Source organism: Candidatus Defluviibacterium haderslevense (genome assembly GCA_016712225.1).
In the GTDB taxonomy this organism is placed as follows: domain Bacteria; phylum Bacteroidota; class Bacteroidia; order Chitinophagales; family Saprospiraceae; genus Vicinibacter; species Vicinibacter haderslevensis.
In genome coordinates, this window is the sequence record JADJRL010000003.1 from 3,831,926 (window position 1) to 3,845,039 (window position 13,114).

Below are 13,114 nucleotides of genomic sequence, written 5' to 3' on the forward strand. Positions count from 1 at the left end.
ATTAGACCTTGATAAGGGAAAATAGTTTAAGTGCTTAATGGATATAATAATTATTCCAAATATAAATGAATTCTACTCTGCGTTCTTATCATTAGAATCAGTTGGTTTTTTATTAAATAAATGAATTAATTTTTCACCAACCAGTTCTACAATCCATTTGACTGCGCCGCTTAGGCTATATTTAAGAAGTGTTTTAAGAAAAAGATCGGATTTTTGATCTTCTTCTGTTTTGGTTTTTATCAGGGAATGAATGGAATCCATAATTAGATTTTCTGGTCGCAAGTTTACTTTTAATTCATTCCAATTGGTGGAAATAAGCTTTTCTAATTCATTTTGCTGTTGGCTTATTCTTGATTTTTCAATTAGCAATTCAGATAAATTATTAATCTGCCTCTTCATTTTTATAAAATTGTTTTATTAAACCATTCATTAAAGGGAATTTGATTAATTTGTCCTTAAGCAACATGGTAATTATGCCAATGAACATGTATCCACATGAAACTATTAAAAAGCCCAGCCATGGTTTTTCTAACCATTCGCCCAAGCCAAATGCTAATGCAATGCTAGCAAATACTATGAACAATAAAAATACGATAAAAACAACAGAACTAACAATTAAATTGGTAACAATTTCAGCAGTTTTCTCTGCAATCTCTAATTTCAATCCATCTATTCTAAGATTGATATAAGATTTTATATTTGTGATGAGTTCTTCGGCTTTTTCGTATGTTTTTTCCATTTGTCGGATTTTGTGATCTTGATTTATACATTAATAAACACTAAACGAACCAGTAAGTTTTTCTAAAATAATCAGGAATTAATGATATGAGGATTGTCCGGGATTCTATTTAACACTTCAAGAAAAAAGTTCCAAAATTTTTGAACTGAACTTATCTGCACTTTTTCATCAGGCGAATGGGCTCCACGAATATTGGGTCCGAAAGATATCATTTCCATGTTCGGATAATTGGATCCTAAAATACCACATTCTAAGCCAGCATGACAAGCACTAACCAATGCATTATCAGCATTCATCTCCTTGTATAACGTACTCATCAATTGAACAATTGTAGCTTCTGGTTTAGGTGTCCACCCAGGATATGAGCCGCTAAAATCAATTTTAGCATCCATAAGCTTAAAAGTATATTTTAAGGCCATTGCTAAGTCCATTTTTTCTGTATCTACTGAACTTCGAGTTAAGCATTGTATTGTATATAGTCCATCTTTAACCAAAACTCTGGCCAGATTATTTGAGGATTGTACGAGATGGAGTATATCAGGACTCATACGATAAATACCGTTAGGACAGGCATATAGACTATTCAGCAATTTAGATTGGAAATCTTCCTTAAATACTAAAGTCAAATCAGCTGAATTTTCAATTTGGAGGCAAAGGTTTGGATCTGTGGTTTGGTGTTCAGCTTGTAATTCTTTTTCTATAAACAGTATGAAATTTTTAAATTCGGTTTCGTTATTTTTTGATACCACAATTCCAGCAGTTGATTCACGGGGTATTGCGTTCCTTAAACTGCCACCATCGATAAAATTAATTTGAACCCCGAATTGATCCCAAGCTGATGATAAAATGCGATTCATTAATTTATTTGCATTGCCTCTGCCTTTATAGATATCCATTCCTGAATGGCCACCTGTCAAACCCTTGATATGAAGTATCAAAGAGATACCATTTGGACTTGGAGGTATTTGTTCATATTTGCCAGAAGCAGTAACATCGATTCCCCCTGCGCAACCTATCGTTAATTCATTGTCATCCTCAGTGTCTAGATTTAACAAGATACTTCCTTTTAATATACCTCCCTTCAAATTCAAAGCTCCTGTCATTCCGGTCTCTTCATCAATAGTAAATAAAGCTTCAATAGCTGGATGTGGAATTTTTTCCGATTCAAGTAGGCTCATTATTGTTGCCACACCAATGCCATTGTCTGCGCCTAGAGTTGTTCCTTTAGCTTTCACCCAATCGCCATCCACGATCATTTCAATTCCCTGGGTATTAAAATCGAAAATCGTATTAGCATTTTTTTGATGCACCATGTCTAAATGGCTTTGTAATACTATTGTTTTCTTATGCTCCAGGCCTTTGGTGGCAGGTTTTTTAATAATGACATTCCCTATTTCATCTTTGAAAGTTTCAAGGCCCAATTTTTTGCCAAATTGTATCATAAATTCAATAACCCGCTCTTCCTTTTTTGATGGTCGGGGAACAGCATTTAAATCGGCAAAATGATTCCATAGTTCTTTTGGTTCTAGATCGCGAAGTGAAGTGGACATATTATTGATTTTTTAGAATTATTGAATAAATGACAACCAAATATAGTATAAATTGGTAGATTAATTTTATTTAAAAAATTTCAAGTTTGAGTAGGAGAGAATATTTATTATCAATCCAAAGTTAATTTGTTTTTTTTGTAAACAGCAGGAAAGGTTGATAAGCTGATGAAGCGTTATACAAATATGCTCAATATTTAAAATAGAAGTTCAGTGATCAGTTTCCTATTTATTGTCTCGTAAAATGATCAAATTTAGTATATCATTTGCAGGATTTAGCAAATGTCAAATAACTGAAATTAAGTACATTTAATTGTATACAATTAAAAATAAAAAAAGATTGCCAAGAGCTAAGTATTCAGACGAAAATACATTTATATCATATACAGATTATCATTCATCTTTGCATTTTAAAATGCAAAGATGAGAATCTTTTTCTGAAAAATATTTACTTATTCTTATTTGTAAATCAATATTCGTTTCATAATAAATCCATTGAGTGTATTGATTTTAAGTAGATATACTCCATTTGGAAACATTTCAGTAGATATTAGATACTCATTATTTATAAAATTATCCTTGATCAAAGACAAGCCTGAAATATTATATATTTCATATCCAAATAATTTATGGTCTGATTTAATACGCAGCAATTCTCTGATTGGATTAGGATAGACTTGAATATCGTTTTGAATATAATTATTGTTTGAAACAATACAGTTTACTGAAAATGGGCCAAATTCAAAAGTACAAGCTGTGGTATCGCCCTCTGGTTTGTCTGATGCTATGAAAAAGTAATCACCAACTTTAAATTGGTTGTTTGATTGGTTTGATAATTTATTTTTTGCTGCATCATACCAAGCACCTGATACCGGATTTCCTTTGAATTCCAATTCGATTTTTCCATCATTAGCATTGCAAGATGTAGCATTCGTGATATTCGCTTTAAGAAGACTTATAACTGGGTCTGGATATTCAAAACGTATAATTTGTTCAGCTTTGCATCTAAACGCGTCTTGAATGAATATAATACTATCTGATGGTTGAAAATGATCAAAATGCAATGTAGTCGTAGTGTCATAAACTCCTTGCCAAATATTATTTTTGATCAATGAAAAGGTATCCTTCAATTTTGATTTAAGTAGTAAATTAAAATTTGCATTTTTGCCTGTACAGTAATCAAATAGAATACTATCATAAGATAAACTAAGTGGATTTTCTATAGTTACAGTATATGACTTAGTGCTGGAATTATTGCTTAAATCTTTCGCATTAAAGATGGATTCGCTTCTACCATTTGGAAAATAATCATCTTTTGTTGGACCAGAAATTTGTTTTAATTCTGCAAACCCACAATTGTCAGTAGCGATAACTTGTGGTACAATAATATTGCATCGATAACTGAATGAATCACGCCAAGTAATAATTACTGGTGCAATCGTATCCATAATATTTACCTTTAATTGTCCTATTGTTTTATTTCCAAATAAATCAGTCACTTGAGTATTAATCAGTTGAGTTCCTAATTGTGAACAAGTGAAACTATCCTGTGAAGTAATGATTACCAACCCTGTATCGCAATTATCAAAAACCCTCAATTTTATTTTGGATTGTGTCAAAACAGTTTTTCCAGCTGTGTTTAAATATAAAGTCAATGGGGTGGTGTCAATAGTAGGAAAAATACTGTCTTTAACTGTCAATTTAGTTGTGTTGTTTATTTTGCACCCTAAGTTATCTGTAATTGTACAGGTGTAGCTAGCTGCTTTTTTATTATTTATTTGAAAAGTAGTTTCTCCGGATGACCATAAATAAGTATATGGTGCTGTTGCACCTGTAGCTTCTAATTTGATTGAACCGGTGTTGTCTAAAATACAAGCTGGCGATTTCAAAATATTGCTAAAAATGACAAAATCAAAAGGTTCTGTAATGGTGAATGATTGAGTTTGTGTGCACATAGCCATATCGGTAATGGTTACCACATAGTCCCCAGCTCTTAAATTGGATATCGTTTTAGTTGTGTTTCCGTTAAACCATTTGTATGTGTATGGTGCAGTTCCACCTGTTACACTAACAGTAATATTTCCATCACTACCTTTCGGGCAGGTCGTTAAAAATTTACCTGTTCCTGTTATTTCTATTATTTTAGGTTCTGTCAATGTGCCGCTAACAACCATCATCGTTAAGTTGGCATCTGAAACGGTTACAGTATGTACACCGGCTCCTAAATTGGTTGCCATAGCTGTTGTCTGGCCATTAGTCCATGCATAAGCATATGGAGGAGTGCCATTAGAGGCTGTTACAGTCATTGTGCCATTTGTAAAACCATAACAAGTAGGGTTTTTCATTTGAGTGATGGTGGCTGTTACGTTAGGTGCCTGAGGAAGGGTTCCAGAAGCTTGACTTGTCAACAATAAGTCATTGTCATTTGTGGTGCCATTTTTATCGGCCATCATAGATGCGGCATACATGGTAACGGTTTGTCCAGTTGCACCCGGGGACCTCCATACAACTGTATAGGTAATGCTTGAATTCCCATTAAATAATACTGCTGGATTATGCTCCCAGTAATCACGGCCCCCAGATGGTGTTATAGTAGTGCTACTCCCAGGGGTTTTTAAAGTACCGACTTTTGTATTGTTCTGATCTAGGACTACTAATTGGAACCCGCCCCGATCTGCATCCGTAAGTGGGGAAGTAGTATTGTTAATCCTTAGAGTAATTGAATAATCCGTGTTGGGTGTAATCGTTGAGGGCAAGCCTATAATATCGACACTACCGCTTAAATTACCACTTGAACCTTGAGTATGACAATTAGAACACAATCCATCACCAGGAGCTCCGGTATATCCATTTGGTGGATTGGATGCATTATTTAAAAAAAGAACTCCGATAAATAAAATAATAAAAAAATAGTAAATTTTACCCATGTTAAAACTGTTAATTTTTGCGATTTAAACACATTGAAGTAAAGGTATATAAATTCCTTTATTATCTATAAATTTTAACAATTGGTAATTCTAAGATTTTGATACGGTCATTATTTGTAGGATGACAAAATTGACTTTTAAATACATTTAAAATGTAATGAATGCTAAGTCATAGTACTTGAGAAACAGCAATACTTCACTTAGTAAGTTAAAACGAGTTACACATTTAATCTAGGTGCGATTAATATGTTGAAATTCAAAAAATGATAGACGAATATCTGCAACTTTTGTTGATAGAAATGTAAATAAAAAATCAGAGTGACGAATCAGATTTCGTAAACAAAGAATCGATAAATGCTTTTCTATTAAAAACTTGAAGCTTGTCAATAGATTCGCCCACGCCGATGTACTTAATTGGGATTTTGAATTGGTCTGAAATCCCAAGTGCAACTCCACCACGAGCAGTCCCATCTAGTTTAGTTAGAATTAATCCAGTAACATGGGATGTTTCAGTAAAATGTCTACACTGTTCAAATGCATTTTGCCCTGTTGTGGCATCAAGAACTAAAAGAACTTCATGTGGTGCTCCTGGAAGTGATTTATCGATTGAACGATTAATTTTACTTAATTCATTCATTAAATTTAATTTGGTATGCAATCGCCCTGCTGTATCAATTATGCAAACATCAACCTGCTCCTGAATCGCTTTTTGGGTTGCTTCATAAGCTACAGCTGAAGGATCAGCGCCCATACCTTTTGTAAAAAACGAACAACCAACTCGATCGGCCCAAATTTTTAATTGATCTTCAGCAGCTGCTCTAAATGTGTCACCAGCTGCTATCATAACTTTTTTACCTTTTAAGGTGAATTGATATGCTAATTTTCCAATGGAAGTAGTCTTTCCTACACCATTGACCCCAACAACTAAGATGATTTGAGGCTTGTGTCCATCAGTGTCAAAGTCTTCTAAATCTTGCGTATTGTTTTCTAAAAGCAAGTTGCTGATCTCATCCCTCAGGATAGTGCTTAATTCAGCTGCATTTAGATATTTATCAACAGCAACTCTAGCTTCAATTCGGTTAATAATTTTAATTGTAGTTTCAAGTCCTACATCAGATGTGATTAAAATTTGTTCGAGGTCATCAAGAATTTCAACATCCACTGTTGATTTTCCTGCTATGGCTTTTGATATTTTTTCAAAAAAACCTGTTTTAGTTTTTTCAAGACCTTTGTCCAGATCTTGTTTTTTTTCTTTATTGAAAAATCGATCAAAAAAACCCATATTGAAGTTGCTTACATAAATAAAAAATGAGAAGCCCGTTAAATGAACTTCTCATTAAAAGTTTTATATTTTTAAGATCTTTATTTTGATTGCTCAAAAAAGTCTTTCACCTTATCTTTATGAACCATTAATTGCTTGTAAGTATACTTTCCGGTTACCGGATCTTTTATTGATTTGATGACTTTTACAAAGTCACGACCAGAACCTGCATTTGCTCCCCGTTGCGCAACTTTCGCGTTTTTAGATATTTTAGCCATGATTATTTAATTTCTTTGTGAATTGTATATTTTCTAAGAACAGCATTGAATTTTTTAAGTTCAAGACGATCAGGAGTATTTTTTCGATTTTTTTCGGTAATATACCTTGAAGTTCCAGGCATACCAGAAGCTTTGTGCTCTGTGCATTCCAGTATAATTTGGTTTCTATTACCTTTACTTTTCTTTGCCATTTGATTTTAATTTAACTAATTAAGCATTTGCCTTTTTGGCTATTTTCTTCATGTAATCGTAAAGCCCTAGTTTGTCAATAGTCCTAAGGGTTTTAGCTGTGATTTTTAATTCAATCCATTCATTTGTTTCTGGCATGAAGAATGTTTTCTTCTGAAGATTCGGATTAAATCTTCTTTTTGTCTTATGATTTGAGTGGGATACTTTGTTCCCAAACATTGGTCTTGTTCCAGATAATTCACATACTTTAGACATAATTCTTCTTTTTTTTATAACACCTTCGTGACTCCGTCAGGATTCAAACCTGAAACCTCCTGATCCGTAGTCAGGTGCTCTATTCAGTTAAGCTACGGAGCCTCAAAAATTTGAGTCCGCAAAGATACAAGCTTTTAACAAAAATTGTATGAGATATTTATAATTTTAATATAGCCTGGCTTATTTTTTTCTCCTCAAATTCTAAAACAACAAAGTAAACTCCTGAAATCCAGCCATTTGTATTGATTTTTAAACCAGATGATTGACCCGGTTGATTGACATAACTTTGATCAAAAATCCATTGCCCGAGTATATTACAGACTTTAATTGAATAATTTCCAAAAGCTTCGAGTTGTATATCCAAATTGAGATCATCATAAACTGGATTAGGTTTAATGGTTAGTGCAAATGTATCCCGTTTACTATCCTGGCAATATGCATCCAGGCATTTTAATGATTTTAATGCGTTCATCCTGCGTCCACTGGTAGTAATACCATTGAGACTGGCATTCTCATCACCGCATTCCAAAATAAACTGTCTCATTAATAAGGATGCTTGTTTTGGGTTTGATTTAGAAAGGGCATTGAATTTTGGACAAAACTGATTTAATAATGCAATGGTACCACCAACCTGAGGTGCAGACAAGGAACAACCACTTTCTTCTCGTATCGTTCCTCCCAAACCCATAACTGTAACATTTTCTCCGCTTGCTCCGATATCTATAAATTCTTTGCTAAAGCCAGCGTCAAGCACTTTTTGATCGTTTTTATCCGTATTGGTAACAGCTATTAAGTGAAGACTAGGGCAAAGAGAGGGGATATCACCTAGTATGCTTACATCATGATCAGGTCTGTTTACAGTGGCACAAACGTTTAGAATTCCTATATTTCCCAATTTATCATAAAGGGGACAAATAAGAGGATGATCATCCACAAAGTCGGTATCATAACCTAATGAAATTGTAGAAGCAATAACATAAGCACCTTTTTTTCCTTCGGATTTGAGATATTCATCTTTCATTTTATAGAAATAGGAATAGCAAGTAATCAAAGAGGCATCATTTGCTGCATCACAAATTAGCATTTTAATATTTTGATTCGTTCCGGAGACACCTATTTTATTGTTCCCAATTGCGCCAACCAAACCAGCAATATTTGTTCCATGATTTTTTAAATTATGTTCATCTCCAGGATTAAAGGATAATGGGTTGAATCCATAATAATCATCAATATAATCATTATTGTCATCATCAATTCCGTTATCAGGAATTTCAAATTTATTAATAAAAATATTTCGTTTTAAATCTGTTAGGGTATAGTCAAACCCTTCATCTATAACGCCAATAACAATGGTATCACCTAAAGGGCTAACACCATCATTTTTGAAGCACCAAATATCTTCTATTTGCATTTTGACTAAATTCCATTGTTTGGAATATTCAGGATCATTTGGTTTACATGATCTTTCATTCAATTTGAAATTTTTTTGATAGATGGTAATCGCTTTATTGTTTTTAAGGATTTGATCTTCTTCTTGAGTTGAAAAGTAATCTGCAAATCGAACTAGATAGATAGGATCAAGACTAGATATTTTTTGGATAGTCCAATCGTGTTTAGATCTTGAAATATCGAATCCAAATTCAAGGGAAGCTAAATTATGACATTTGACTATGTACTCATGTGGTATCTGGGCAATGAGTAAAATATTGGACCACAAAGCTAATAGAAATAGTATTCCAAATTTATTCATAAAGCGGGGTTAATCTGTTTATTAAGGGCTCCAAAATACGAAAAAGATTTGATTACGTAACTGCCAAACCAGGAAAACGCCATCCCATCAACTAAAATTGTTTTAAATGGCTTAAATTCTTCAAATTCTGACTGTTTAAAAGGGTACGGTTCTGAAGAAAGAAAAATAAAATCAGGGTTAAGTTTATGGATTTCATCTTTTGAGGTTACCGGGTACCTTAACTTATTAATAAATGTATTTTTAAAACCCGTTAATTCAAGCATGTCATGAATAAATGTATTTTGACCGACTGACATATAAGGATTCTTCCAAATTAAATATACGATGGAAGGTCTTTTTGAATGAGATTGATTACATTTTAAATCATTGATACCTAGTTGAATTTTTTGTATTAAATGGAATGCCTCAGATTCTCGATTACAACACAATCCGATCTTTGAAATAAAATCCAAATTATCTGACATGCATTTCACATCACTGACCCAAACGGGCACCTTGCTTTCCAAAGTAATAATGTCTTCAATGCGATTTTCTTCTTTATTTGCAATGATCAGGTCAGGGTTGAGTGCAAGTATGCTGTCTATTTTTGGATTTTTTGTACCACCAATGATTTTTTTTGTTGATAAGAAATGTTCAGGTTCGATGCAAAATTTTGTAATTCCGACAACCTCGCTTTCAAGGTTTAAATCATAAAGCAAATGAGTAATAGATGGAACAAGAGAAATAATACGTTTCGGATTTGATTTGATTTTGACTTTTCTACCTAATTGATCTATGAATATATTCACAATATTCCATTATGGTTTAGTAGAAACAAAAATAAGTTGATGATTATTAATGGTTAACCGATTGATGTTCTGTATGCCCAAGCTTTTTAAATCTGCTATTTCAATCCATCTTTTATCAGTTGGTGATAACATCAATAATTTGGAATTTTGAGCACAAATGATTTGTCCAGAATTCATCAAATAAAAATCCTCAACTCCTTTAGGCATAAGTGCAATCATCGTTAATTTCTCCTGTGTGATATTATATTTTTTTAATAACCATGTATCATCCAATATTTTATGAACAAAAAGCAATTCATCTTGGTTGAGAAGTTCAAATGCCCTACCTATGTTTGAAGCAAATACTTTTCGACTTGTTGAATTCTCATCGCAAATAGCTAAGACATTGATATCATCAACAATAAAACAAATCCATTTAGTATCTTTCCAATATCTGTAATATCCTATTTTTCCTTGTTGCTGAAGAATTTTTTTCTCTTCCTTTCCAGTGATTTTATTATATGCAATTAATTGTTGAATTGTGCTATCCGATTCCGGAACATGCACACAGGTGATTTGATTATTGTTTTTTGGATGGATTCTTGGAGAATAATTATATCCTTTGTTTTCAATTAACTTGTTGTATGTCGAATCGTTTAAATGAAATTCATAAATCTGGTTTTTATCCGATTTGCCTGTTCTGATGCTAGCTAGAAAAGTAGACTCTGAAAGCTGGAATGGTTGGCTGTTGTAATTTTTTGGATTAAAAGCAGTGAGATAATTTATATTGCGAATTTCCCAAACTGTATCTCTGGGGTTTTCTATATAAGCACTATACATTTGGGTTATTGGTACTTGACTCGATAAGTTCATTCCAAATGCCAAAATAAATACAAACGATAATGTCAAATAGTGGATTAACTTATTCATCGATAAACAGAATTAATTTGCATTTGCAGAAGTGAATATTCTCTTCCAATTGATTCCTTCTTTTAAGCTGGCATTTTTCAAACTAAACCAAATTACTAAAGGTTTTCCTACTATGTGATCTTCTGGAACATAACCCCAAGCACGTGAATCTTCAGAATTATGTCTATTATCACCCATAGCCCAATAATAATTTTGTTGGAAGGTATAAGTTGTTGAAGGCTGACCATTAATTATAATTTGGCCATTTTCAACTACTAAAGTATTATGTTCGTATACGCTGATACAACGTGAAAACAAAGGTAGATTTTCCAAATTTAAGGCTACTGTTGCTCCTTTAGCAGGAATCCAAATGGGACCATAATTATCAAAATTCCATTTTGTTTGATTGGATGGGAAAACTGAAGGGTCAGTCATTGGTACTGGAGTAATTTCTATATCACTACCCATGGATTTTACTTTATTATACTGGTCTTGATCTAGAAAAAAGTATCCAGAATTTGCAGAAGGATCGTAAATATTTATACCCCAGTCTGCAAGTTTTTTTAAATTGATTTTGGTACTCGTTGATCTTACTGCATACATATATTCCATATGCGTAGGGTTTTCTCCTGGTTTTCCATTGATATATAATTGTCTATCAATTACTTGAACACTATCACCGGGCATTCCAACACAGCGTTTGATATAATGATCTTTTTTGTCAACAGGTCTAACGATCAACTTTGCGCCTTTACAGTCATTTTTTGCATATTCGCTAGTAACAATTTGAAATGCAGCCCAAGATCTTGTTTTGCCTAAATAGACGCTGTCCCCAACGGGCCAATTGAATACAAAGGGATCATTTCTTTTGACAGGGGTCAGGGCAGGCAAACGATAATAGGGTAGAGATGGTTTAGAAAAATATGATTCTCCACCAATTACAGGGACCGTATTGTGTAACAAAGGCAGCATTGCAACCGTCATGGGTGTTCTTATACCATAATGAACCTTGCTGACCAATAAGAAATCACCAACTTTTAATGAGCCTTCCATTGAAGGTGTAGGAATAACATAGGCTTCTAAAATAAACATACGTAGGAAAGCAGCAGCAAAAACTGCAAAAACAATAGATTCTATCCATTCTCGGCCGATCGACTTAGCATAAGGACTGTTTTTCTGAAGACGTTCAACCTTGGAAACCTCATTTGCTTTTTGTGCAGCATGAAGTTGGGCTAAATATTCTTTTTCCTTAGAATTGGCGGGTTCCACAAAATGATCTTGAGGATTTTTTGCAATTAATGCAAACATTGCTGGCGGATAAATTACAGCAAGTGCTGAGTGCCAAAAATCCATTTTTCTGAAAGACCGCACTAAATCAACACTCATGCCAGCAATGATAAAAATATTTACTATTGGGAATAAAAGCCAAAGGGCATGTGATTTTTTAAGGCCAACAGCTTGACACCATTCTGCGAAATTCACACCCGGGATCCAAGCTTTTATGGCTTCAATACCCATTTTTGGAAACAACCAACTTAAAGTCAGACAAAGGAATAAATAACTAGCAATAAAAAATATGAGTATAGACACGTTTAGATTTTTAATTAGTCACAAAGATAAACCAAAATGTGAGGTCGAACCTTCAAATTGGATGAAGTATGATCATTCATAGACAAAAAGCATATATCTGGAAGCCAAAAATCTTACAAAAATTTATTTTTTAAGAGAATAACCTCACCTGGTGCCATTCCGTTGAGTTTAATTTTCCCTATTTTAACCCTTACTATTCGTAAAACAGGAAAACCTACCGAAGCACACATCTTACGAATTTGGCGATTTTTTCCTTCAGTTATAGTAATCTCAATCCAAGACGTAGGCAAAGACTTACGAAATCGTATTGGAGGGAATCGTTCTGGCAAATTCGGTTCCCCGTTTATAGAATGAACGATACTTGGCTTAGTATTATATATTTTCCCATTTATGCGAATGGAAACAGATGTTGATAATTTGTTGATGGCTGAGTCCGTAATGGATCCTTCTAATTGAACCCAATAAACTTTGGACCATTTTTGATCAGGACTTAAGATTAAATGATTCATGGTTACATCATCGGTTAAGAGTAATAAGCCTTCACTGTCTTTATCTAACCGACCTACAGGATATACATCTGTGGGAAAAGGATATAAATCTTTTAAGGTAAGATCCCCATCTTTTTCTGGAGTGAATTGTGATAAGTAGCCAAAAGGTTTGTAAATTACAAAATAATGCATAGTGTAATAATTTCGATTCAATAATATTGTTCAGTCCAATTAGAGTTTTTGATTTTATTTGAGATATTAAAGAAAGGTGTAGTATTTGTGAATTGAGCGTGTTCTTAATTTAATAACCATAAATAGACATATGTACTTTTATTGGTGTATCTACTTCAATCATCTTTATGATCGTTTTTTATATTTTGAAATTCAAAGTATGAGAAAAGATTTGATAAGAAA

The 13,114-nt window shown here is 33.3% G+C and carries 13 protein-coding genes and 1 tRNA gene; all 14 read right to left on the reverse strand.

Annotated features, from left to right (window positions below; genetic code table 11):
- Positions 1–72: 72 nt before the first annotated feature.
- Complete coding sequence (locus IPK88_15020) at positions 73–399, reverse strand: hypothetical protein (protein ID MBK8244734.1); 327 nt, start codon at positions 397–399, stop codon at positions 73–75.
- A complete protein-coding gene (locus tag IPK88_15025) occupies positions 383–739 on the reverse strand; it encodes a phage holin family protein (GenBank protein ID MBK8244735.1) in 357 nt (118 codons plus the stop codon). The genes IPK88_15020 and IPK88_15025 overlap by 17 nt, the downstream gene beginning before the upstream one ends.
- 71 nt (positions 740–810) lie before the next feature.
- Positions 811–2,289 (reverse strand): aminoacyl-histidine dipeptidase, encoded by a 1,479-nt coding sequence (locus tag IPK88_15030; protein MBK8244736.1) that lies wholly within the window; start codon positions 2,287–2,289, stop codon positions 811–813.
- Positions 2,290–2,744: 455 nt separating this feature from the next.
- Entirely contained in the window at positions 2,745–5,213 is a 2,469-nt protein-coding gene (locus tag IPK88_15035; GenBank protein ID MBK8244737.1) for a T9SS type A sorting domain-containing protein, read from the reverse strand.
- 313 nt (positions 5,214–5,526) lie between these two features.
- Entirely contained in the window at positions 5,527–6,495 is a 969-nt protein-coding gene (ftsY, locus tag IPK88_15040) for a signal recognition particle-docking protein FtsY (GenBank protein MBK8244738.1), read from the reverse strand.
- A gap of 80 nt (positions 6,496–6,575) precedes the next feature.
- Entirely contained in the window at positions 6,576–6,752 is a 177-nt protein-coding gene (locus tag IPK88_15045; protein MBK8244739.1) for a DUF4295 family protein, read from the reverse strand.
- A 2-nt stretch (positions 6,753–6,754) separates the two neighbouring features.
- Entirely contained in the window at positions 6,755–6,943 is a 189-nt protein-coding gene (rpmG, locus tag IPK88_15050) for a 50S ribosomal protein L33 (GenBank protein MBK8244740.1), read from the reverse strand.
- A gap of 19 nt (positions 6,944–6,962) precedes the next feature.
- Complete coding sequence (gene rpmB / locus IPK88_15055; GenBank protein ID MBK8244741.1) at positions 6,963–7,196, reverse strand: 50S ribosomal protein L28; 234 nt, start codon at positions 7,194–7,196, stop codon at positions 6,963–6,965.
- 28 nt (positions 7,197–7,224) lie between these two features.
- Positions 7,225–7,298, reverse strand: a tRNA-Arg gene (locus tag IPK88_15060).
- A gap of 55 nt (positions 7,299–7,353) precedes the next feature.
- Positions 7,354–8,946 (reverse strand): S8 family peptidase, encoded by a 1,593-nt coding sequence (locus IPK88_15065; protein MBK8244742.1) that lies wholly within the window; start codon positions 8,944–8,946, stop codon positions 7,354–7,356.
- Entirely contained in the window at positions 8,943–9,737 is a 795-nt protein-coding gene (locus IPK88_15070; GenBank protein ID MBK8244743.1) for an ABC transporter substrate-binding protein, read from the reverse strand. Before IPK88_15070 ends, IPK88_15065 begins: the two co-directional genes overlap by 4 nt.
- A 6-nt stretch (positions 9,738–9,743) precedes the next feature.
- On the reverse strand, positions 9,744–10,643 hold the full coding sequence (locus IPK88_15075; GenBank protein MBK8244744.1) for a hypothetical protein: 900 nt from the start codon (positions 10,641–10,643) through the stop codon (positions 9,744–9,746).
- Between the two features lie 12 nt (positions 10,644–10,655).
- Positions 10,656–12,140: a signal peptidase I gene (lepB, locus tag IPK88_15080; protein MBK8244745.1), complete on the reverse strand. Its 1,485-nt coding sequence runs from the start codon at positions 12,138–12,140 to the stop codon at positions 10,656–10,658.
- A 185-nt stretch (positions 12,141–12,325) separates the two neighbouring features.
- On the reverse strand, positions 12,326–12,892 hold the full coding sequence (locus tag IPK88_15085; GenBank protein MBK8244746.1) for a pseudouridine synthase: 567 nt from the start codon (positions 12,890–12,892) through the stop codon (positions 12,326–12,328).
- Between the last annotated feature and the right edge of the window lie 222 nt (positions 12,893–13,114).